Raw genomic sequence first — 22,171 nt, 5'->3', positions numbered from 1 at the left:
CGCCGCCGCCAGGGGCTCCAGCCCCTGGCGGCGGCTGCTCTGGCGTCCTGCCTGGGCTGTGATCCGCAGCGGCTCGCGGAGGCCCAGGCCCTGAACGGCAGCCGCAGCGTCCGCAGCCTGGACGCCCCCCTGGGGGGCAGCGGCAGTGAGGCGGAAGGGGCCGGTTCCCTGCTGGATCTGCTGGCCGCCCCCGGCGGCCCGGGTCCGGAGGAGGGGGAGGAGGTGGATGCCCAGGCCGCCGAACGCCAGTGGCTGCGCCAGCAGTTCGAAGCCCTTGATCCCCAGCAGCGGGAGCTGCTGGTGGGCCGGATCCAGGTGGGATGCACCTGGGTGGAACTGGGCCGGAAACTGGGTCTGCCGGCCCGTCAGGCCCAGCGTCGCCACGATGCGGCCCTCGATCGCCTGCGTCGCGCCGCCCTTCTCTGGCAGGAGAACCGGGACAGCGGCGCTGCGGCCGGCTGAGGGGGGTCAGCCCGCCAGTGGGCCACGCCCTGCCAGCACTGCCATGGTCAGCAGGGCGGCCACCAGCGTCTGGAGCCCATTGACCAGTTCATTGGTGAGCCAGCGCCAGCGGCGCTGGAGGGTGGCGCCCACCACGCTCTCCGCCAGGGTGGCCACCAGCCCCACGCCCCCCACCAGGGCCGCCAGGGGCCAGCTGCGGATCAGCCCCAGGGCCAGCATCACCAGAGCCATCAGCAGGCTGCCCAGCAGGCTGGCCGCTGTGCCCTCCAGGCTGATGGCCCCCTCGGTGCCGGGAGCCACCGGCCGCAGGCTGGTGATCAGCACCGTGTGACGACCCCAGCGCTTGCCGATCTCGCTTCCGAAGGTGTCGCCGAGCTTGGCGGCAAAGCTGGCGGCGAAGCCGGCCAGCAGCAGCTGCACTGCCCCGGCTGGGACCTGGGTGGCCAGCAGGGCGAGGACCGTGCCCACTAGGGCGGAGCCCCAGACGTTCTCGGGTCCGCGGCGCCCCCCGCGACCCTCCTCCAGACCCAGCTCCCGCTTGCGCCGGAAGCCCAGCTTCGTCACCAGGCTGCCCAGCCCCAGGTAGGCCACCACCGCCAGCCAGCCGCGCCAGCCCAGGCTTCCCCACAACAGGGTGCCCAGCACCCCCGCGTGCACCCAGCCGGCCCGGGTGAGCAGCGGCAGCCGCTGGGCCAGCGCGATCAGAAGGGCATTGATCGCCAGCGCCGCCAGCCAGTGCAGCGGATCCTGGGGGGGCAGCGACACCATGGAGGCGACCGATGTGTTGCACAGATCTAAGCGGACCCGCTGCTGGCGCCGGCCTCGGCGGATAATCCCTGCATCCGGTGGTGTGCTCCGATGGTCTTCAAACGACCCAAATTCTTCCTCGATCTGGGCGGCGGCGATGGTGAGCAGCCCCAGGCGACGGTGGCATCGCCGCAGGCTGAGCCGAAGCCCCAGGCCAAAGCCGCCCCTCCGGCCTCCCCGGAGCCTGTCCCGACGGGCGCAGACGTCCCGGAAGGCGCCACCGCTCTCACCACCGCCGAGGCGATCGCCGCCGAGCTGGCCGCTGCCGAGGCCCTGCGGCCCGCACCCACCATGGCCACCTTCGCTCCCGAATGTCTCACCCCTGGCGGTGCGACGCCGATGCGTCGCCGCACCGGTGGGGCCAACCTCGGTGTCTTCAAGGAGATGGCTGCCGGCATGATGCGCAACTGAGTGCCCGCCAGTGGGCCAGCAGCGCCAGCCCGCTCACTGCGGCGGTGGCGGTGCGCAGGATCGACTCTCCAAGGCTCACCGGCCGCCAGCCGGCCGCCTCGGCCGCCTGCTCTTCCTGCGGGCTCCAGCCTCCTTCCGGACCGATGGCCAGATGCAGGCCGCCCCTGAGGGCCGCCTCCCTCTCCCTGTCGACCAGTTCCCCCAGCACACCGCCGCAGAGCGGCAGCCCCTCCCGGCGAGTGGTGGCCAGCAGGGCGATGCCCTGAAAAGGGCGCCCCAGCCAGGCTTCGGCGGGCTGGGGCGCCATCAGGCTGGGGCGCCACAGCCGTTCGCACTGTTCGGTGGCCTCCCGCACGATCCCCTCCCAGCGGGGCAGGGGACAACGCTCCCCGGGGGCCCCACGGCTGGCGAGCAGGGGCTGGAGCCGGTCGGCGCCCAGTTCTGTGGCCATGCGCCAGACCAGGTCCGCCTCCCGTTTCGGCACCGCCATGGCCAGCAGCAGAGGGGGCCAGGGGGCCTCCTGCCGGATCCGGGGAGTCTGCGGCGGCTGCTCCAGCCGCAGCCTGCCTTGGGGCTCCAGCACCGCCGTCCAGAGCCGGCCGCAGCCGTCGACCACCGCCAGCCGCTCGCCCGGGCGGTAGCGCAGCACCCGTTCCAGGTAGTGGGCTTCCTCGGGTTCGAGGTCGAGCAGGCCACCGCTGCCGTCTCCTGCGGGCATGGCGGCGAGACGTTCCGGGGCGACCAGCAGCCGCCGCAGCTCGCGGCTCATGAATCCAGGGAGAACGGGCTGTCGGGTTCCTCCTCGATCGGCCAGTCCTCGTTGAGGCCGCCGATGACCAGCTCGGTGATCTCGAGCACGTCGTTGTCGAGCTGGCGCAGGGCGTTGATGAGCACGTCGAGGGCCAGGGCGTCGCTGGTGCCCAGATCCACCCAGCAGCGGGCCCAGTCGTCCTGGTACTCCATCGGCCCCATGTTGTGCATCAGGGCGGGCAGGGAGCTTTCAGCTGCTTCGGTGTCGTAGGCGAGCCAGCCGAGGTCGACGCCCCCTTCGTGGGTCTGGAGGTTCTCGGCGTTGAAGGCCCCCAGCTTGCCCAGGAAGAACCAGCTGTCGAAGGCCGTTTCCACATAGCCCTGCTCGGCATTGCCGGGCTGGTCGGCGAAGCGCAGCCAGATCCAGCAGTTGAACGGATCCACTTCGCGAAATCGGACGTCCATGGAGATAGGGAAACCACGCGGGCCTGTCCCCCCCATCCAACACGCTCCGGCGCCGCCGTGCCTGCCGCCGCCGTCCGGGGGCCCATGCTGGGGAGATGCTCGACGTGACCGGTCTGCGCTACCACCCCGCCACGGCGGCCACGCCTGTGCTGCGCGACGTGACCCTGCAGCTTCCGGTGGGGGACCCCGCCCTGGTGGCCGGCCGCAGCGGCAGCGGCAAGACCACCCTGCTGGAGGTGCTCTGCGGCCTGGCCGAGCCCGACGGCGGCCGCATCCTCTGGAACGGGGACGCGCTCAGCAGCCGCCAGCGCCGCTGGCTCTGCGGGCTGGTGTTCCAGTTCCCCGAACGCCATTTCCTCGGGTTGACCGTCGGCCAGGAGCTGAAGCTGGGACAGCGACGTCTGAAGGCCGAGACGGCAGAGGCTGTGCTGGAGCAGGTGGGTCTCGGCGCCGTCTCCCTGCAGCAGGCCCCCGAGCGGCTCAGCGGCGGCCAGCAGCGGCGCCTGGCCCTGGCGGTGCAGCTGGTGCGGGACGCCCGGGTGCTGCTGCTGGATGAACCCACCGCCGGCCTCGACTGGACCGTGCGGGAGGAGATCCTTCAGCTGCTGGGAGAGCTGGCCCGCGAGCGGGCCCTGCTGGTGGTCACCCATGAGCCCGAACTGTTCCGCGGTGTGATCGAGCGGGGCTGGCGCCTGGAGCAGGGGGCCCTGCGTCCGCTGCAGACCCTGTCGTCCGCCGCCCAGCTCTGAGGTCGTCCTGATCGGCTGAGCCCCAGGCCCCCCAGGTCGTGCTCCTTACGATGAGCCCAGATGGGGGGCGACTGATGGGGGATCGGATGTTGAGGGCCACCGGCGCCGGAGGCGGCATCCGCCTGGTGGCGGTCACCACCACCGACGCCAGCGACTGCGCCCGGCGCCGCCATGGGCTCTCCTTCCTCACCACCGCCCTGCTCGGTCGGGCCATGACCGCCGGGCTGCTGCTGGCCAGCTCCATGAAGGTGGCCCATGGACGGGTCAACCTGCGCATCCAGTCCGATGGTCCCCTGCGGGGCCTGATGGTCGACGCGGGTCGTGACGGGACGGTGCGCGGCTATGTGGGCCGGCCAGGCCTGGAGCTCGATCTGGTGACCGATGCGGCGGGCGGCCACCAGTTCGACTTCCGTCGCGCCACCGGCACCGGATATCTGCACGTGGTGCGGGACCGGGGCCAGGGCGAACCCTTCAGCAGCACGGTGGAGCTGGTGAGCGGCGGGATCGGGGAGGACGTGGCCTCCTATCTGCTCCACTCCGAGCAGACCCCCTCGGCCCTGTTCGTGGGGGAGACCCTCGACCGTTCCGGCGTGCGTTGTTCCGGAGGGGTGCTGGTGCAGGTGCTGCCCAGGGCGGCGCGGGAACCTGCCCTGGTGGCCCTGCTCGAGGAGCGTTGCCGGGAGATCACCGGGTTCAGTGAGCGTCTGGCCGCCAACGCCCTGAATCTCCATGCCCTTCTCGAGGACATCTTTCCAGACCTGGACGCCCGCCCCCTGGGGGATGGGATGGTCGAGCAGCCGGTGCAGTTCCACTGCCCCTGCAGCCGGGATCGCAGCGTCAGCGCCCTGAAATTGCTCGGACGCGACGAACTCGGGGCCATGCTCAGCGAGGACGGCCAAGCGGAACTGACCTGCCACTTCTGCAATGAGATCTACCGGGTTGGGGCTGGTGAATTGCAGGAGCTGATCGACGAGCTCGCCGTGGCCTGAGAGTCCCATCTCGCCTTCGGCTCGAGCGCCTGAACCAGGGGGGGATCAGTCGATCAGCAGAGCTCCGAGGAGCAGCAGCAGGATGGCGGGAAGGCTCTGGATCTGGAGGGGGGAGATGGGCAGACCGGCGGGGAGGGAAGCGCCCAGCCCGCTCACCAGCAGGCCCCCGATCACCAGACCCCCGCAGAGCAGGGCGAAGCACCAGCCCACCGAAGCCAGGAATCGCCCGCTGCGCCGCTGCAGATTCAGCAGCGTGACTCCCGTGGCCAGGGCCGCCAGCAGTTCGGGGGCAGCTCCCGGCACCAGGAAGAGGAGCAGGAGCAGGGCCCCGTCGGCGGCCAGAGGAAACCAGAGCTCGCGTCCCGTGGCCAGCTGCAGGCGCGGCAGGGAGAGGTTCGGCCGGGGAAGCCTTGAAGGGGGCAACTGGGGCAGACTCGGCAATGCCGAAAGGGCCGGACGGCTGGGGGGCGGGGTGGCCTGTTCCCGCTGGGAGGCGGTGCGGGCGGCGCTGCTGACCCGGCCCTGCTGACGTTCCTTGAGCCGGTCCATCAACACGGCGTCGTAGGCCGCCTCGATACGGGAACGGGCCATGGGGTCATCTCCCACCTCCTCGAGCAGGGCACGCTTGGCCTCCTGCACCGTGTCGAAGGAGGCATCGGGGGGTATCCCGAGCCGCTGGTACGGATCGGAGGAGTCAGCGGCCGGATGGGGCTGGTCGGATCCTTGATTCATACCACTGAGCGTATCGAGCCAGGGCTAGAAAAGCGGTTCACTGCGTTGATATCCGGCTTCCTGTTGCAGACGGCGGCGGCAGGCTTCGGCTTCCTCGATGGCCAGACAGCAGCGGCGCTTCAGGAGGGGCATCTGGGGAGGCAGGTGACTGCCCTCCCGCATTTCCACCACCCCTTGGGAGGGCTGGAAGGTCACGTAATCACGGCCTCCGTCGCTGCGGGGGCGGACAAGCCAGAGGACGAAAGGTGTCACGGATCGAGGCATCGCAGTGACCATCCGTTACGGCATGACAAATTGTTGCTTCATTCTGCCGGCTCCTCTGCACTGATGCGAGTGCTGGATCTCCCTACCGGCTCAGAGGGCGATCGGCTCCACCCCGCTCACCACCGGGGCGACTCCGTGCAGCTCCAGGTCGGGATGGTCCTCCTGGAGCTGGTGCAGGTTCCAGTCGTTGCGGAACAGCAGCACCGGCCGGTCCCAGGCATCCCGCACTGTCTTGCAGTTGAACAGGCGCCCCACGCTCTCCAGGGCGGGCCAACCGCCGCTCACCCAGCGGGCGACACTGAACTCAAGCGGTTCCAGACGACTGGTGACGCCGTATTCGTTCTCCAGCCGGTACTGCACCACCTCCAGCTGCAGCTGGCCCACCGCCGCCAGGATCGGATCCCGCTTGCTGGGATCGGTGTCGTAGAGCACCTGCACGGCCCCCTCCTCGCGCAGCTCGTTCACTCCTTTACGGAAACTCTTGAAGGCCGACGGGTTGGGATTGCGCAGCCAGGCGAAGATCTCGGGGCTGAAGCAGGGAATGCCCTCGTATTCCACCCGGGCACCGGTGTAGAGGGTGTCGCCGATGGAGAACATGCCGGGGTTGTTGAGACCGATCACATCGCCCGGGTAGGCGTCCTCCACCACCTCCCGGTCCTGGCCGAAGAGTTTCTGGGGGCGGGACAGGCGGATGGTGCGGCCGCTGCGGGCGTGGCGCACACTCATGTCCTTCTCGAACCGGCCGCTGCAGACCCGCACGAAGGCCACCCGGTCCCGGTGGCGGGGGTCCATGTTGGCCTGCAGCTTGAACACGAAGCCGCTGAACTCCGGCCGCAGCGGATCCACCGGCCCCTGGTCGCTCTCCCGGGCCACCGGTCGCTGGGCCAACCCGAGAAAGGCATCCAGAAAAGGACGGACACCGAAGTTGGTCATCGCCGATCCGAAGAAGACCGGACTCAGCTCGCCGGCATGCACCCGCTCCAGATCCAGTTCGGCACCGGCGCCATCGAGCAGCTCCAGTTCCTCGCTGGCCTGCTCCAGAAGTTCGGGCTCCACCAGCTCGTGGCGTGCCGGATCCCCGGGCTCCAGTCGCCGCTCCAGGCTCTGGCGGCCCCGCTCGGCACGCTCGAACAGCAGCAGATCCTGGGAGCGCCGGTCGATCACGCCGCGGAACCGATCGCCGCTGCCGATCGGCCAGTTGACGGGCCAGCAGGTCAGCCCGAGCTCCTGCTCGATCTCGTCGATCAGCTCCAGGGGGTCCCGCCCCGGTCGGTCCATCTTGTTGATGAAGGTGAAGATCGGGATCCGCCGCATCCGGCAGACCTCGAACAGTTTTCGCGTCTGGGGTTCCAGGCCCTTGGCCGCGTCCACCAGCATCACGGCGTTGTCGGCGGCGGCCAGGGTGCGGTAGGTGTCCTCCGAGAAGTCCTGGTGGCCGGGGGTGTCCAGCAGGTTGACCGTGGTGCCGTCGTAGTCGAACTGGAGCACGGTGGAGGTGATCGAGATGCCCCGCTGCTTCTCCAGCTCCATCCAGTCGGAGGTGACCTTGCGCTGCTCCCCCTTGGCCTTCACCGCTCCCGCCTGCTGAATCGCGCCGCCGTAGAGCAGCAGCTTCTCGGTGAGGGTGGTCTTGCCCGCGTCCGGGTGGGAAATGATGGCGAAGTTGCGGCGCCGGCTCACCGCCTCGGCAAGGGCGATGCTTCCGGGATCCGGAGACGGGGTTGGGCTGCTGACCATCGATCCAGCCTGCCAGGCTGGGCAGCCGCCGGTGCCGGGGCTGGGCCAGGGGCTTCAGGTCGCGGCTGGCCGACACAGCCGCGCCAGCAGGGTGAGGCCCATGGACAGGTCGTCCTGATGGGCGAAGGCCTCTTCCTCCAGCTGGCGGGCACGGGCGGGGATCCGCTGGTAAGGGGGCTGGGCCAGCAACGCGGCGTTCTCTGTCGTGAGGCGTCGGGAGAGTCCCAGGGGGACCGGGTTGCGCCGCACCCCACCACCCCGGCAGCTCTGGGCCACGTGGATCGCCTCATGGTTGAGCACCCGGGCGAAATCCCTGCTGCCCAGTGCGGCCACATCCGGTCGGATCCTCACCGTGGCCCTGGCCGGATCCCATTCCCCGGCGGCGCTGGGGCGTCCCGCAGGCTTGAGGTCGACTTGCACCCCGAGGATCCGCAACCGCTCCAGCAGCGCGGTGATGGCCCGTCGCTCCGCGGTGAACCGTGGCGGATTTCTGATCAGTTCCTGGATCTGGGGGAGGGTGAGCGGCGGTTCCCCCTGGCGGCGCCTGTAGCTGTAGCGGGTGCGGCCATCGGGCAGGCGCTGGGCCCGGGGCAACCAGCGCCGATCGCCCTCCTCCAGCTGGGCGAACAGCAGGGCCTCCCAGCTGGCCCGCAGGGACCCGGAGCTGGTGGGGGAGCGTTGCACCCAACGGGGTGGCACCAGGACACCTCCTGCCCGGGCGTTCGTCAGCTCCGCCAGGGGCGCCAGCAGGGCAGTGACGAGCGCCAGTGCACGCCAGCGTTCCCTTGCCCTTCTCCGCAGCAGGACCATGGCGGCGTCGCCCTCCTGTGCTGATGTTCTAGGTGCCCTGCGCCCCGGTCGGGATCTGTCGGGGGCGGAACTCAGCCCAGCCGGCCGGCCACCTCCAGATAGCGATCGTCCAGCTCCCGCAGCCGCAGTCCGTCGAGCCCGGCCGTCCTGAGCTGCTCGGCCACCTCACCGGCAGAGAAGGCGGCCTCCAGGGAGTGGGCGAAATCGTGACGCAGCACCGGCGGGGCGCCGGCGGCATGGCGAGCCACCAGGGCCTCGAGGGCTTCCCGGCTGGCCGGACGGCGCAGATCCTTGATGTAGATCCAGGCCGCCGGGGCTGCCAGCTGGCGCAGGCCGGCCCAGAGCACCTGGGGATCATGGAGATGGTGCAGCAGGCTGTTGCTGACGACCACCGTGAAGGCCCCCGCCGGCAGCGACCCACAGGGCAGCACCACCTGCCGGAACCGAAGCCTCGCCAGGGTGAGGGGGGCGGCGAGCCGTCGTTTCTCGGCAATTGCCAGCATGGCGCTGGAGCCATCCAGCCCGAGCACCTCGGCCCCGGGCCATCGGCCCGCCAGCAGCAGAGCGATGTTGCCGGGTCCGCAGCCCAGATCCACGAACCGCAGGCCTTCACCACTCCCGGCCGCTTCGTGACCCAGCAGATCCACGATCGCCGCGATCACCTGCCGGTCGGTCCGGGAGAAGTCGGCCTCCGCGTAGGCCTGCGCCTGGGCGGCGTCCTCCATCAGTTCGGGCTCGCAGCGACGCTCCATCCAGTCAGCCTGTTGTCTTTCCCCGGATTGCGCCGGGTTTCCCGTTCCACTGCGGCGATTCTGCCCAATCCACCGTGGCTGGTGCCCGAACCCCGTTGCGGACCCCACCAGTGGCGTTATGGTTTCGACCACGCTCGGCCTATCCACCCGTGACCCTGTCAGCCGCCCGACCCGCCTCGCCGGCTCCGGCCACGCCCCCCACCGCCGCTGATGCCGCCGGGGTCGATTTTCCGATCACCGCCCCGGCGGCCAATCCGGTCTTCTACCGGACCTACAGCCGCAAGACGCCCGCCGGCGGCCGGGAGAGCTGGAACGAGGTGGCGGAGCGCAACCTGGAGGGCCTGCGGCGCCTGGGCTCCCTCGACCCGGCCGAGGTGGAGCTGATCCGGCGCATGCAGCGCCATCAGCTGGCCCTCCCCTCCGGCCGCTGGCTGTGGATCGGCGGCACCGAATGGATCGAGCAGCCCGAGAACTTCTCCGGGGCCTACAACTGCACCTCCACCAACCTGGTGGACTGGGAGGCCTTCGCCCTGATGATGGATCTGGCGATGATGGGCTGTGGTACCGGCGCCATCATCGAGCCCCATCTGATCGCCCGCTTGCCGGCGGTACGCAACACCCTGGTGATCGATGGGGTCACCGACATCGGGGTGACGCCCATCGGCTCCCGCCAGCAGGCCACCACCCACCGGATCGATGGCCACAGGGTCACGGTCCGCGTCGGCGACACGCGCCACGGCTGGGTGGAGAGCTACCGCCTGCTGCTCAACCTCTGCAGCGATGACCGTTTCGATGGCCCGGTGCACGTGTCGGTGGATCTCTCCGACGTGCGGCCGGTGGGCGAAACCCTCAAGGGTTTCGGCGGCATGGCCAACCCGGTCAAGCTGAGGGATCTCTACGGCCGCGTCGCCCAGATCCTCAACAAGGCTCGCGGTCGCCAGCTCACCTCGGTGGAGTGCTGCCTGCTGATCGATGAGGCGGCTGTCACGATTGTGGCGGGCAACATCCGCCGCAGTGCCGGCATGCGCCAGTTCGCCGCCGATGACGACTCCGCCGCCGGGGCCAAGGAGAACCTCTGGCAGCAGGACGATCAGGGCAACTGGAGCATCGATCCCGAGCGGGATGCGCTGCGGATGGCCAACCACACGCGGGTCTTTCACCAGCGCCCCAGCCGCGAGGTGGTGCTGGAGGCGGTCACCAAGCAGTTCCAGTCCGGCGAGGGGGCCATTCAGTTCGCGCCCGAGGCCATCGCCCGCTCCAACGCCGACCTGCTGAGCACTCCGGAGCTGCGCAGCGAGTTCATCGGCATCTACTGCGACCAGGGCAAGGAGGAAGCAGGCCGCTGGCTGCAGCTGCATCACCCTGAGATCACCGCTGCCGAACTGGAGCACCGGCTCGGCCGCTATGGCCTCAACCCCTGCGGCGAGATCCTCGGTGCCGACTTCCACTGCAACCTGGCCGAGATCCACCTCAACCGGATCGATCCGGCCGACCATCAGGCCCAGGCGGATGCTTTCCGGGCCGGTGGCCTGGCCGTCGCCTGCCTGCTGAACCACCGCTTCGAGGTGGAGCGTTACCGCCAGAGCCGGGCCTGGGATCCGATCGTGGGCGTGAGCTTCACCGGCCTGTTCGACTTCTTTGTCCATGCCTTCGGCACCCCCTGGCTGCAGTGGTGGGAGGCCGGCCGTCCGGACTCCGAAGAGGGGCGCGCCTTCCGGGCCGAAGAGGCCGCCTATCTCTCCCGCTGGAAGGAGTGTGTCAACACGGCTGTGTGGGACTACTGCGATCGCCACGGCATTCGCCGGCCCAACCGCTGCACCACCGTGCAGCCTGCCGGCACCAAGAGCCTGCTCACCGGCGCCAGCCCGGGCTGGCATCCTCCCAAGGCCCAGCGTTTCATCCGTCGCATCACCTTCCGCAAGAACGATCCGGTGGCGCTGGCCTGCATGGACTATGGCTACGCCATCGTGCCGTCCCAGTCCGACAAGGACGAGCAGGGTCGGCTGCTGAATGATCCCTTCGATCCCCGCTGCACTGAATGGCTGGTGGAGATCCCCACCGAGGTGAGCTGGGCCAACCTCCCCGGCGCTGACCGGGTGGAGATCAATAATTTCTCCGCCCTGGCCCAGTTCGACTTCTACATGCAGGTGCAGCGGCATTACACCGCCCACAACACCTCGGCCACGGTGGAGTTCCGCGAGCTCGAGATCGAACCGTTGGCCCAGGCCATTCACCGGGCGATCGAAGACGGCGAGGGCTACATCTCCGCTGCCCTGCTGGCCCGCTTCGATGCCAATGCCACCTTCCCCAGGCTTCCGTTCGAACCGATCGACCAGGCCACCTATCGCGCGCTGGTGACCGAAGTGGAGCAACGTCGCACCTGTGGGGATTTCTTCGAAGCCCTCCAGACCTACGACCGCGGCGAGATGGTTGAAGCCGGCCCTGCCGGATGCGATTCTGACAAATGTCTGCTGCCTCTGGCCAAACCCCAGAACTGAGCAGGCCGCCGCTGCAGGGATTTCTTCGGATGGCCGGGGACGTCCCTGCAGCAGCCCACCGTTCGGTGATTCCTACTCGCCGGAAGATACCAGGTCTTGGATTTCGCGATGGCCCATCGGATCTGAGGGATCAATCACCACAAGACGGTCGCGGCCACTGTTCTTGGCTGTGAGCAGGGCCTTGTCCGCACGCCTGAACGTGGCGTCGTAATTTTCGTCTGATTTGTGCTGGGTGAGACCGATGCTGGCGGTGAGGCCCAACTCTATGTCGTCGATCGAAACCCGCATGCTGCGAATGTTGGTGAGCATGCGCTTCGCGACGATTTCGGCTGTGGAAAGGTCGGAATCAATCAGCAGGGCCAGAAATTCCTCTCCCCCCCAGCGCGCGCAGATATCGTAGTGGCGCAGGCTCTTGGTGAGAGCCTTGACGAAATCAATCAGCATCAGATCGCCGGTGGCATGACCGTGCTCGTCGTTGATCAGTTTGAAATGATCAACATCTAGAACGATCATTGAGTATGTCGTCCCGTGCCGGCTGGCCCGCTGATCTTCCTGGAGACAGCGTTCAGCCATGAAGCGACGGTTGGCGATTCCTGTCAGGGCGTCATGGGTAGAGGCTTCAAAAAGGGAGAGATTCAGATCTTTCAGAGAGGCTTGGTAGAGATCGGAGATGCGAACCACTCGATCGAGAAGACGCAGCTGCCTCTCATAGCGATCAGAGAGACTACGGGTGCTTTCAAGAACATGATTCTGATAGAGGTCAGAGATATCAGCAACTCGCTCCAGTCGACCGATCTGCTCCTCGATACGCTGCCAGAGCCTTGCCAGAAGATCTCTGGATGGGTCATCAAAATACTGCTCGTTGGCAAGATAGGACATCACCTCCTGCTCCAACTGATCGTCAGAATTTGAAGAGGAGGAAGCCATGATCAGGCGTTGATCGAAAGAATCAGGAACGGAAAGGTGTAATCCTCCTTGAATTCGGCTCCCAATTCTGCAGAGCGTGGATTCCTGTCGTCATACATCCACTGAACAAGAACTTCCTTGTCTTTGGCAGAGGCGGCTTGGAGTAGGTCGAAGATGTCAATCATAAAACGAATGCTGCTGGTATTCAGATAGTTCAGATGCAATTCGAGGGTGAGCGAATGGTCGACAGTCGAAAGATATGAATTGATCCATTGAATCAGCTGATCATAAAGCTCGAAGGAATTCTCTGGATAGGACTCGCCGCTCATCACGACCACGCCAGCATTCCAGTCCGCACGGATCGAGGGGCTGGACTGGGAGCCGGGGATGGAGAGGTTGAGGGCTTCGCTGGTGCTCATGAGTCAGATGATGGCGCGAAGGCTGAAGAAGGCACGACCGGTCTCAAGGGGGTCAAGGGAGGCTTCCATGGGTTGGCTGGAGCGTCGGGCGATCTCGATCAGGCCGAGGCCGGCGCCGCGGCCCTTGAGTTCGGAGCGTGGTTGGCGCAACTGTTCCTTGTACAGGGCCTTCAGCTGGATCTTGTCGCAGTCGGCAAGGGTACGGATGCGTTCCACCAAGGCTTTCCCATCCTCCATGTCAACGAGATTACCGGCGCAGACCGCGTAATGGCCAGCCTCGGCAGCCGCAATGACGACCGTGGCTGAGGATTCAGCATCGCTGTAGCCCTGACTGTGGGCGTAGTTCCTGATATTCTGACTCATCTCAATATACACGCTGAACACATCCATCACTTCCAGATCCGGAGCGTGATTGGATTCAATGTGTTCTTTCAGGGCAGAGCCGATCTCCCCGATCAGATTTCTGGAGATCGGCCCGTTGAAGCAGATCAGGATTTTCTGATCACTGAAGAAATCCTTCAGTGACATCAGGCTCGTGGTGGTGATGGTCATCGGAGCACTCCCTCAGTCGCGTCGGCAAGGGGCATCCCTCGCCGGGTCTGGTCGTGGTGGGACATGGCTGCAGGCATGGGGGGGCGAACAGGGTTCAGCTGAAACGGAAGGAGAGAATCGTGATGTCGTCGCGCTGGGGATGGTTGCCCCGGTACTCGGCGAGGGCCTCAGCCAAGGCCCGGCGCTGCTCGGCCAGTGGTTTACGGGCCAGGCGGACCAGCCACTGGCTGAACTTTTCTGTGCCCAGGGAGAAACCTTCGTCGCCGCCTGACTGGTCCAGCAGACCGTCGGTGGTGAGATAGTACGTGCAATCAGGAAGCAGTTCAAGATCGTGATCGGTGTAGGCACCGATGCGGTGATCGCAGATGGCCCGATTGTCGCCCCTGACCATGTGCATGTTCTGACCGTCGGTCCAGTATAGACTGATCTTTGCCCCTGCAAATCTTAGCTTCCTTGCTTGAAAGTCAAGGCGGACAAGTCCGATATCCATGCTCGTGGCGATCGACTTGCTCAGTCGGGGACCGTGCAGAAGATTGCGCATGGCTGCATCGGTGCAGCTCAGAATGGCGGCGGGTGAGGAAATGCCCACTTCCAGGATGGATCGATCAATCCCAGCCCTCGCCAGCATCGTCATCATCGCTCCGGACACCCCATGACCGGCACAGTCGGCAACGCCGGCAACGCAGTTCCCACCTTCTGAGTGGAAGATGTAGTAGTCGCCGCCAACGGTGTCCCGTGGCAGCCACAGGATGAAATGATCGTCGCCGAATGTTTCCTGCAACTGGCGATCCGGGAGGATCGACCGCTGCAGCAGACCCGCGTAATTGATTGAGGAGGCAATCTGGTCGTTGGCATGCACCAACTTCTGGTTGGCGACATCGCCAGCCACGATGGCCTGTCTCATCTTCCCAAGCACCGCATTGAAGGCCAGGGCGAGGCTTGATATTTCATCATCGCTGCGAACCGTGAGCAAGCTGCTCATGTCGTCGCTTTCGATGAAACTGGCTTCCTTCACCAACCGCGCCACTGGGTGAATGATGCGTCTGGCAATAATCTGGTAGGAGATGACGGCCAGCAGAACAAGCAGGATCGTGAGAATCAGTGAGACGTAAACCTCTGTCGATCTCGTTCCCGGAACCCTGAGAAGCTGGATGGCGGCAATGACCAGATAGGCCAGAACCAGTCCGTTGATCACAGCAATTAGGGTGAAAACCTTCTGAATGGAAATGGTTGAACGTCTTGGCCTTGGATGATTCTTGCTGGGGGTGATCACAGGGTCCATGTTGCGACCGCGATGTCCAGTCTCAGCCCTTGGCACAGGAATCTGTATGGCCCTGACGGGCTTCGGAACGACAGCGGTGGGAAGGAGCTCAGACAATCAGGAGAACGCTGCTTGATCCATTGTGGGTCGTCAGCTCCACTTGTGCCGTCGTCATCAGAACAACCGCAGGAGTAGGACCTGTCGCGCCGCCTTGAAGAGTGGCATTTCTGGAGCCTGATCATGGTCCCTGTGGCCAGGAACCGGTCACAATGGGTTGTCTGATTCCGCCCGTCCATGCCCACCCGCCAGCGCATCGCCCTCGGCCTGCTGGTGATGCTGCCACTGGCGGCGACGGCAGACCGATTGCACTGGGGCGATGGGGTGGTTTTCGTCACGGCCATCCTGGCGATCATTCCTCTTGCCATCTGGCTGAGCACCGCGACCGAAGAGCTCTCCATCCGCCTCGGCCCGTCGATCGGCGCCCTGCTCAATGCCCTGTTCGGCAATGCCACCGAATTGATCATTGCGCTTGTGGCCCTGAAAGCCGGTCTGGTGGACATCGTCAAGGCCAGCATCACCGGCACGGTGATGGCCAACCTTCTGCTCGCCCTCGGTCTGTCCATGCTGGCGGGAGGCATCGGCCGCAGCGAGCAGCGTTTTCAGCCCGTGGTGGCCCGTGTCAACGGTTCCGCGATGACCCTGGCCCTGCTGGCCATCCTGATCCCGAGTCTGCGAGGCATGGTGGTCGGCGAGGGGGGAGGACTGGATCCGGTGGCTGCCGAATCCTTCTCCGTGTTCGTGGCCTGGGTGCTTCTCCTCGTCTACGGGCTGACCCTGCTGTTCTCGCTCGGAACCCACCGCAGCCTCTATGAAGTGGCCGAAGTGGATCTCCGTGAGGAGATCGATGCCGGGGCCGGGGGAGAGCACGCCGGCTCCGGCCCGCCCCTGCTCCCCTGGATCGCCGTGCTGCTCGCAGCCACTCTGGGCCTGGCCTACGCCTCGGAGCTGTTCGTGGGAGTGGTGGAGCCGGTCACCGAAGCCGTCGGGCTCTCGGCCATGTTCACCGGTGTGGTGCTGTTGCCACTGCTGGGGGGTGCGGCCGAATATCTCACTGCGGTGAGCATGGCCCGCAAGGACAAGATGGACCTGGCGGTGTCGGTGGCGCTCGGCTCCACTCTGCTGGTGGGTCTGCTGGTGGTGCCGGTGCTGCTTCTGGTGGCCCCGCTGCTCGGTCATCCCCTTGATCTGACCTTCAATGTCTACGAGGTGGTGGCCGTGGCCACTGCAGTGCTGGTGAGCAACCTGGTGAGTCTTGATGGACGTTCCGACTGGCTCGAGGGCGTGCTGCTGCTGGCGGCTTACACCATCCTGGCGGCAGGGTTCTACTTCCAGGACAGTCCCGTTCCATGAGCTCAATCCCGGACGATTCGCCCGCTCCGCCCCCCCTCCCCCCTGCCCTGCGGGCGGGGGGGATCTGGACCCGTCTGCGTCACGGTGCCGGTCTGCAGATCCTGCTGGCTCTGTCGCTGCTGCTGACCAGCCTGCTGCTCGGGCTGGCCTGGCTGACCCTGCTCGCTTCCCTGCTGACCGTGGCCCTGGCCCTGCGGCAGCTCCTTCCTCCCTTGTGGCAGATCCTGGCCCGTCACCTGGAAGAGCCCCCCACCGTCCGCCTGCTGGCACTTCTCGCTCTCCTGGCTGCCCTGCTGGCCTTTCCCCTTGCTCTGGGCTGGTTCGATCCCGTGCTGGCGATCTATCGCAACGGCGACTGGGCCGCCATCGGAGCCTTCGGCGAAGGGGTGATCGGTGCGGTGGGCCAGATCCTGGTGGCCCTGGTCGCCCTGATGATCGCCTGGCGACAGGTGATGGTCGATCAGCGGCTCACCTCCCAGCAGAACCGCATCACCCAGGCTCAGACCATCGACAACTTCATCCACGGCATCTCCGAGCTGATCAGCGATGAGGAGGGACTGCTGGAGGACTGGCCCCTGGAGAGGATGCTCGCCGAGGGTCGGCTGGCGGCGGTGCTGAGCAGCATCGATGGCGACGGCAAGGCCCGGATTCTGCGGTTCCTTTCCCACGCGCGCCTGCTGACCCCTCTGCGCCGGGATCAGCGGCTGGGCCGCGCCATTCTCGATGGGGAAGGCAGCTACGAGGAGGATCGCCTGCGGGGCGTTCCCGTCATCCGCCTGCAGGCCATTCTCCGGGGGGCAGATCTGGCCGGCACCGACCTGCGGGAGATCGACTTCAACGGCGCCGACCTCTTCGGTGCCGATCTCAGTGGCGCCGATCTGGCTGGAGCCAACCTGGCTTCCGCCAACCTGGGCGGGGCCAACCTTCAGGGTGCCTGCCTCAAGGGCACACGCCTCTTCTATGGCGAAGCCCTGGTCGCCAGTCCCTGCCATCCCCACGAGCCACCGGATCCCGTCAGCGGCGTAGGCACCGGAGCCCTGGTGGAGAACGTCAACCTGACGGGCCTGCGGCAGCTGGATCCCGCCAACCGCACCTACCTGGCCGCCTGGAGCGGGGCCCGGTCGCGGCAGACCGTTCCCGGGGGGTGCAAGGGTCTGCCCAACCGACTGGAGCGGAGCGGCCCCCCATGGGATCATGGCTGAGCTTCCGGCCTCAGGGCCGGGCCGTCCAGCCTGGAGGGGTGGTCGAGTGGTTGATGGCTCCGGTCTTGAAAACCGGCGAATCGAGAGATTCCGTGGGTTCGAATCCCACCCCCTCCGCTCTTTGCTCTCAGTCCTTCCTGCCGTCGTTCAGGAGTGTCGCCAGCTCGATACTCTCCGGACTTCCCTGTTTGGCTCGGTACATGGCCGCATCCGCCGCATCCAGCAGGCTGTCAGCATCGCTGCCGTGCTCCGGCCAGCAGGCGATGCCGATGCTCACCGACACCACCACGTCGGCGGGAAGCTCTGGATAGGGAAGGCCCACCGCCGCCCGCAGCTTGCGGGCGATGTCCACCAGCTGCTCAAGGGCCGGTGCCTCCGGGATCAGCAGCACGTACTCATCTCCTCCCTGTCGGCAGAGCACATCGCTGTCGCGCAGCACCCGCTGCATCCGGTGGGCGACCAGTTGCAGCAGCTGGTCGCCCACCCCATGGCCGTGCTGATCATTCACGGGCTTGAATCCATCCAGGTCGATGAACATCAAGGCCACCTTCGATCGATATCTCCTGGCAAGGGCGAGTTGGTGAGAAAGTTGCTCCATTAACAGGGCACGATTCGGTAGTCCTGTGAGGTAATCATGCATGGCCTGAAACTTCACTTTCTCCTGTTCCGTGTAACGGTCGGTGATGTCCTGAAGCATGCCCACGTACTGGGTGACGGTCTGATGGTGATCAAGCACAGCGATGATGGTCAGCTCATCCCGGCGGATCTGGTTGTCGCGATGAAGGTTCCAGATCTCTCCCTTCCAGATTCCAGTTCGAAGCAGCAGTTCCCACATCTGGCGATAGAACTCGGGCCCGTGACGACCGGATCGCAGAATGCTGGCCTTCTCCCCCTTGGCCTGGGTTCGTGACAGCCCGCTGATGTCCGTGAAGGCGTTGTTGGTGCTGATGATGCGTCCCTTGGGATCCGTCACCAGAATCGCCAGGGGACTGGTTTCGAACACCGCCGAGGCCAGGGCCCGTTCCTGGTTGGCCTGTTCCGATTCCCGCAGGGCCTGGGTGATCGCCACATGGTTGTTGACCAGGTAGCGGCAGGTGAGGGCCGCAAGCAGGCTGATGCTGCCCCCCAGCAGGCCGAGCAGGGTGAGGTCGCCACCCAGGCCGCTGGCGCCGGCATAGCCCCGGCTCAGCTGCACGCCCACCAACCATTGGCGGTTGGCGATCTGCACACGGCTGTAGGCAGGATCGCCGAGCAGGGGGGTGCCATGAATCTGCTGGTTGTCGAACAGCAGCGCTTCCCTGGTGGGCTGGCTGCCTTGATAGATCAGCACCGCCGCCTCCGGCAGATCAGGATTGTCCAGCTCTGCCAGGGCAGCCTGGATCAGCGGTTCCATCCGCAGCACCAGGAAGGCCCAGCCCCGCAGTTGTGTCAGTCGTGCCGCCTCGGAAGACGGGCGCAGGGGGCCTGGGGCGAAAAGCGGCCTGTAGAGAGTGTTTCCCTTCTCGGCCTCGGGCTCCTGAACCAGGGAAACCGTTGCCGTGAGGGCAGGCTCCCCGGTGATGGCCGACCAGCGCATGGCTTCCCGGTGGACAGGATGGGTGAAAAGGTCGTACCCGATGGTGCGCTGGTTGCGCCAGACCAGCGGCTCCAGGTAGAGCACCGTGGTGGTGATCGGACGCTGGTCGGGAGGCCTGATCCCTGAGTCGACGCGGTCTCTGGCCTGGGGTCCGGCGTCGAGACCGATCCTGTCGGAGCCGGGCTCCACGGCAACGAAGCCGAGACCCTGCATGCCTTTGAAGGCCTCATCGGAGAGCTCCAGGGAGGCGACAAAGCGCCGGAATTCCTCCTGACTGACCACCTCCGAGGCGTCGAACAGACCCACCACGGCCAGGAGCAGGGCGCCCTGGGCCACCAGCCTGGAGTGCAGAACCGAACCCACGTCTCTGGCAATCCCGTGTTCGGTGCGCAGGTGCTCCTCGGCTTTGAGGCGCCGCTGGTTCCCGCAGACCAGGGCGGTGATCAGCAGGCCGACGACCAGAACGATCGGAGGAATGGCATGCACCTTGAGCTGGTTGCAGCTCCGGCCCATCTCCAGGAGCCATCCTCGCGGAGAACGATTCGGCTTTCTAGACGTCCCCACGCAGACCGCCAGCCGAATGGCCTAATTGAAACCAAGTCTTATCGCTGACTTTAGCTCGATTTTCCCTGCCGATCAGGCCCTACGCTCCCTCCGCCTGATCGGCCTGGCCCCGCAATCGCTCCAGGCGCTCCAGCAGCGATTCGTTGCTCATCCGGTTGTTCAGCCGCTCCGCCAGCAGGGGGAACGCCATCGGGCCGGGTCGGGGTGTGCGCCGCTGCAGCCATTCACTGTCTCCCAGTCGTCGCAGGGTGGCGATCAACCGGCCCAGGTCCAGCTGTTCCTCCAGCACCTCCTTTCGGGCCTGGGCCAGAAGCAGATTGCCGGGTTCATGGCGCTGGAAGACATCGAAGAGCAGAGCCGCACTGATCTGCAACTGACCGCCAGACTTGGCCTGCCCGGGATAGCCATTCACCACAAGTCCGCTCACCTGGGCAATGGAACGGAAGCGGCGGCGACACAGCTCCGACAGGTTGACAGCCTGCTCCAGATCCTCCAGCAGCCCCCGGGAATCCAGCAGGGCGCCCCTGTGGAGGTCGAGCAGCTCCTCGAAGGGATAGCCCCGAGGTGCCAGCAGCTCGAAGCCGTAGTCGTTCACCGAGACCGTGAAGGTGCCCCGATGGTGTCGGGCAAGTCGCCACGACCAGAGAAAGCCGAGGCCCTCGTGCACGAAGCGTCCCTCGAAGGGGTAGGCGTAGAGGTGACTGCCCTCCCGGCTGCCGCAGATCTCCACCAGGAACTGGTCCTGCCGGGGCAGGGCGGAGAGCATCGCCTGGCGCTCCAGCAGGGGTCGCAGGGCGTCCAGTTCGGCGGTGTCGAGGCCGACCCCCGCCTCGCCCTCCAGGGCGCGGGCGCAACGATCCACCTCGCGGCGCAGATGCTCACTGAGCAGATCCGATAGGGCCATCTGCCCCCCAGCCCAGGCCGGCACCGTGCCGCGGCGGCCGGTGGTGGCCTTCACCTGGGCCGTCATCTCCCGGAGCCGCACGAACTGGAGCTGGCGACCGGCGAAGAAGAACACGTCCCCCGGTTTGAGCCGGCCGATGAACGCTTCCTCCACATGACCCAGCACAGCCCCACGCACGAACCGCACCGTCACGGCCCGGTCGGCACTGATGGTGCCGATGTTGAGGCGGTGCAGCCGCGCCACGGCCGGCTCCCGGACCACGAACCGCTGGGGACCGGACCCCTGGGGTCCTGCGGGTTCCCTCTCCAGCTTGCGGTAGCGCGGATAGGCCCCAAGGCAGTCGCCCCCCTCCTCCAGGAAGCGCAGGCACCAGTCCCATTGGCTCCTCTCCAGATCGCGATAGCTCCAGGCGCGGCGGACGGCCCGGAAGGTGGGCTCGGATGCAAAGCCCGGACCGCAGGCCAGGCTGACCAGGTGCTGCAGCAGCACATCCAGGGGGGCCTCCGGTGGCCGGCGATGTTCCACCAGCCCGTCATTCAGCCCCCGGCGCATGGCCGACACCTCCAGCAGCTCCAGGGCGTTGGTGGGCATGAAGAGCACCTGGGCAGTGCCACCGGGGGTGTGGGCAGAACGGCCCGCCCGCTGCAGCAGGCGGGCGAGGTTCTTGGCGCTGCCGATCTGCACCACCCGCTCCACCGGCTGGAAATCCACCCCCAGATCAAGGGAACTGGTGCAGACCACCCAGCGGATCTCAGCCGCTTTCACACCGGCCTCGATGGCCTCGCGGGCGGCCCGGTCGATGGCGCTGTGATGCAGGGCCAGGGCCCCTTCCATCTCCGGGCAGGCGAACCGCAGGCACTGGTGCCAACGTTCGGCCTGGTTGCGGGTGTTGGTAAACAGCAGGGTGGACACGTCTGGTTCCAGCGCGGCCACCAGCTCCTCGTACATCCGCAGCCCCAGGTGTCCGGCCCAGGGGAAGCCATCGATGCGCTCGGGCAGCAGGCTGCGGATCGTGGTGTCCCGCCGGATGCGGGCCGTGATGATCCGGGGCTCCCCGTCCAGCCCCACTGCGGCGCGGGCCGCCTCCTCGAGGTTGCCGATGGTGGCGCTGATCGCCCAGGTGCGCAGGCCGGGGCGACGCTCCCTGAGCCAGCTGAGACACAGCTCGCTCTGGGAGCCCCGCTTGCTGCCCATCAGCTCGTGCCACTCGTCGATCACCACCGCCTCCAGGTCGGCGAACAGGTGCTCCGCCTGGCGCCCCGCGAGCAGCAGCGCCAGGGACTCGGGGGTGGTGATCAGGATGTGGGGAGGAGCCTTCAGCTGCCTGGTGCGCTCGTAGCTGCCGGTGTCGCCGTTGCGCAGGCCGACCCGCAGCGGCCAGCCCATGGCCTCGATCGGCTCGCGGATCGCCAGCAGCAGGTCGCGGCTGAGGGCCCGCAGGGGGGTGAGCACCAGCAGACGCAGGCCAGGACCCGGCCCCGCCCCGCCGTTCTCGGCCAGCATCGCGGCGATCGGCCCCATCACGGCGGCGTAGGTCTTGCCGGAGCCGGTGGGCACCTGCACCAGGCCACTGGCTCCTTCCAGGCAGGCCTGCCAGCACTGGCGCTGGAAGGGCATCGGCCGCCAGCCGCGCTGGCGGAACCAGGCCTCGATCGGCCGCAGGGTTGCCGCGAAGGGGCGGGCCAAGGACGCGACGGATCAGGTGGACAGCACGGCGACCACCACGGCGGCGATCGCCAGAATCACCGCCCCGAGCACGACCCCGGCAGCGACGTTCCCCTTGCGGATCTCGGCGCGATAGTCGATCGGCGAGAGCCGGTCGAAGAGCAGCAGCCCGAAATAGATGAGGATGACCCCCAGAAAGGACCATCCGATCGTCAGCAGCAACTGGAGCAGTGGTTTGACCATCCCCTCGTGGCAAAGCCCGGCTCACCGTAGGAACACCCTGGAG

At 66.7% G+C, this 22,171-nt stretch carries 21 protein-coding genes, 1 tRNA gene and 1 pseudogene; 8 read left to right on the top strand and 15 right to left on the bottom strand.

What is annotated here, in order from left to right:
* Positions 1–462: pseudogene (locus tag KUG41_RS08980) on the top strand (hypothetical protein); the annotation flags it as partial.
* Positions 463–468: 6 nt separating this feature from the next.
* Here KUG41_RS08980 and KUG41_RS08975 read toward each other — a convergent pair.
* Complete coding sequence (locus tag KUG41_RS08975; RefSeq protein WP_216903352.1) at positions 469–1,230, bottom strand: TIGR00297 family protein; 762 nt, start codon at positions 1,228–1,230, stop codon at positions 469–471.
* 90 nt (positions 1,231–1,320) lie between these two features.
* On the opposite strand from KUG41_RS08975, the gene KUG41_RS08970 reads away from it, so the two are divergent.
* Entirely contained in the window at positions 1,321–1,680 is a 360-nt protein-coding gene (locus KUG41_RS08970; RefSeq protein ID WP_216903350.1) for a hypothetical protein, read from the top strand.
* Here the strand turns inward: KUG41_RS08970 and KUG41_RS08965 are convergent.
* Entirely contained in the window at positions 1,646–2,449 is an 804-nt protein-coding gene (locus KUG41_RS08965; RefSeq protein WP_216903348.1) for a 16S rRNA (uracil(1498)-N(3))-methyltransferase, read from the bottom strand. The two genes, KUG41_RS08970 and KUG41_RS08965, sit on opposite strands and share 35 nt — an antisense overlap.
* Positions 2,446–2,895 carry a DUF3531 family protein gene (locus KUG41_RS08960; protein ID WP_216903346.1) on the bottom strand — a complete coding sequence of 150 codons (450 nt, stop codon included), beginning with the start codon at positions 2,893–2,895 and terminating at the stop codon, positions 2,446–2,448. Before KUG41_RS08960 ends, KUG41_RS08965 begins: the two co-directional genes overlap by 4 nt.
* A gap of 95 nt (positions 2,896–2,990) precedes the next feature.
* Here KUG41_RS08960 and KUG41_RS08955 point away from each other — a divergent pair, with 95 nt between their 5' ends.
* Both KUG41_RS08955 and hslO read left to right on the top strand, forming a co-directional pair.
* The gene (locus tag KUG41_RS08955; protein ID WP_216903344.1) at positions 2,991–3,644 is read left to right on the top strand and encodes an ABC transporter ATP-binding protein; all 654 of its coding nucleotides are present in this window, start codon (positions 2,991–2,993) and stop codon (positions 3,642–3,644) included.
* 74 nt (positions 3,645–3,718) lie between these two features.
* The gene (gene hslO / locus KUG41_RS08950; protein WP_216903335.1) at positions 3,719–4,633 is read left to right on the top strand and encodes an Hsp33 family molecular chaperone HslO; all 915 of its coding nucleotides are present in this window, start codon (positions 3,719–3,721) and stop codon (positions 4,631–4,633) included.
* Positions 4,634–4,678: 45 nt separating this feature from the next.
* Here the strand turns inward: hslO and KUG41_RS08945 are convergent, their stop codons facing one another.
* The 5 genes from KUG41_RS08945 to KUG41_RS08925 form a co-directional block, all read right to left on the bottom strand.
* On the bottom strand, positions 4,679–5,365 hold the full coding sequence (locus tag KUG41_RS08945) for a CPP1-like family protein (protein ID WP_216903333.1): 687 nt from the start codon (positions 5,363–5,365) through the stop codon (positions 4,679–4,681).
* Positions 5,366–5,389: 24 nt separating this feature from the next.
* The gene (locus KUG41_RS08940) at positions 5,390–5,617 is read right to left on the bottom strand and encodes a hypothetical protein (protein WP_371734096.1); all 228 of its coding nucleotides are present in this window, start codon (positions 5,615–5,617) and stop codon (positions 5,390–5,392) included.
* 102 nt (positions 5,618–5,719) lie between these two features.
* On the bottom strand, positions 5,720–7,366 hold the full coding sequence (locus KUG41_RS08935; RefSeq protein ID WP_216903329.1) for a peptide chain release factor 3: 1,647 nt from the start codon (positions 7,364–7,366) through the stop codon (positions 5,720–5,722).
* Positions 7,367–7,420: 54 nt separating this feature from the next.
* Positions 7,421–8,176 carry a hypothetical protein gene (locus KUG41_RS08930; RefSeq protein WP_216903327.1) on the bottom strand — a complete coding sequence of 252 codons (756 nt, stop codon included), beginning with the start codon at positions 8,174–8,176 and terminating at the stop codon, positions 7,421–7,423.
* Between the two features lie 71 nt (positions 8,177–8,247).
* On the bottom strand, positions 8,248–8,928 hold the full coding sequence (locus tag KUG41_RS08925) for a trans-aconitate 2-methyltransferase (RefSeq protein WP_216903324.1): 681 nt from the start codon (positions 8,926–8,928) through the stop codon (positions 8,248–8,250).
* 149 nt (positions 8,929–9,077) lie between these two features.
* Between KUG41_RS08925 and nrdJ the strand changes: the two genes are divergently transcribed.
* Positions 9,078–11,426 carry a ribonucleoside-triphosphate reductase, adenosylcobalamin-dependent gene (gene nrdJ, locus KUG41_RS08920; protein ID WP_216903322.1) on the top strand — a complete coding sequence of 783 codons (2,349 nt, stop codon included), beginning with the start codon at positions 9,078–9,080 and terminating at the stop codon, positions 11,424–11,426.
* Positions 11,427–11,498: 72 nt separating this feature from the next.
* Here nrdJ and siaD read toward each other — a convergent pair whose 3' ends face one another.
* The 4 genes from siaD to KUG41_RS08900 form a co-directional block, all read right to left on the bottom strand.
* On the bottom strand, positions 11,499–12,353 hold the full coding sequence (gene siaD, locus KUG41_RS08915; RefSeq protein WP_254217043.1) for a biofilm regulation diguanylate cyclase SiaD: 855 nt from the start codon (positions 12,351–12,353) through the stop codon (positions 11,499–11,501).
* A 2-nt stretch (positions 12,354–12,355) separates the two neighbouring features.
* On the bottom strand, positions 12,356–12,751 hold the full coding sequence (gene siaC / locus KUG41_RS08910; RefSeq protein WP_216903320.1) for a biofilm regulation phosphoprotein SiaC: 396 nt from the start codon (positions 12,749–12,751) through the stop codon (positions 12,356–12,358).
* 3 nt (positions 12,752–12,754) lie between these two features.
* Entirely contained in the window at positions 12,755–13,303 is a 549-nt protein-coding gene (gene siaB, locus KUG41_RS08905) for a biofilm regulation protein kinase SiaB (RefSeq protein ID WP_254217041.1), read from the bottom strand.
* A gap of 94 nt (positions 13,304–13,397) precedes the next feature.
* A complete protein-coding gene (locus tag KUG41_RS08900) occupies positions 13,398–14,585 on the bottom strand; it encodes a SpoIIE family protein phosphatase (RefSeq protein WP_216903318.1) in 1,188 nt (395 codons plus the stop codon).
* Positions 14,586–14,858: 273 nt separating this feature from the next.
* On the opposite strand from KUG41_RS08900, the gene cax reads away from it, so the two are divergent.
* From cax to KUG41_RS08885, 3 genes are all read left to right on the top strand, one after another.
* Entirely contained in the window at positions 14,859–15,974 is a 1,116-nt protein-coding gene (gene cax, locus KUG41_RS08895; protein ID WP_216903316.1) for a calcium/proton exchanger, read from the top strand.
* A complete protein-coding gene (locus tag KUG41_RS08890) occupies positions 15,971–17,176 on the top strand; it encodes a pentapeptide repeat-containing protein (protein WP_216903315.1) in 1,206 nt (401 codons plus the stop codon). Before cax ends, KUG41_RS08890 begins: the two co-directional genes overlap by 4 nt.
* Before the next feature lie 32 nt (positions 17,177–17,208).
* Positions 17,209–17,293, top strand: a tRNA-Ser gene (locus KUG41_RS08885).
* 10 nt (positions 17,294–17,303) lie between these two features.
* On the opposite strand, the gene KUG41_RS08880 is transcribed toward KUG41_RS08885, so the two are convergent.
* The 3 genes from KUG41_RS08880 to KUG41_RS08870 form a co-directional block, all read right to left on the bottom strand.
* The gene (locus KUG41_RS08880; protein ID WP_216903313.1) at positions 17,304–19,265 is read right to left on the bottom strand and encodes a diguanylate cyclase domain-containing protein; all 1,962 of its coding nucleotides are present in this window, start codon (positions 19,263–19,265) and stop codon (positions 17,304–17,306) included.
* A 130-nt stretch (positions 19,266–19,395) separates the two neighbouring features.
* Positions 19,396–21,906: a ligase-associated DNA damage response DEXH box helicase gene (locus KUG41_RS08875; RefSeq protein ID WP_216903303.1), complete on the bottom strand. Its 2,511-nt coding sequence runs from the start codon at positions 21,904–21,906 to the stop codon at positions 19,396–19,398.
* Positions 21,907–21,918: 12 nt separating this feature from the next.
* The gene (locus tag KUG41_RS08870; RefSeq protein WP_216903301.1) at positions 21,919–22,128 is read right to left on the bottom strand and encodes a DUF350 domain-containing protein; all 210 of its coding nucleotides are present in this window, start codon (positions 22,126–22,128) and stop codon (positions 21,919–21,921) included.
* Between the last annotated feature and the right edge of the window lie 43 nt (positions 22,129–22,171).

This window comes from Synechococcus sp. CCY 9618 (assembly GCF_019038415.1).
In the GTDB taxonomy this organism is placed as follows: domain Bacteria; phylum Cyanobacteriota; class Cyanobacteriia; order PCC-6307; family Cyanobiaceae; genus Cyanobium.
This window is presented reverse-complemented; position numbering and strand designations above follow the sequence as displayed.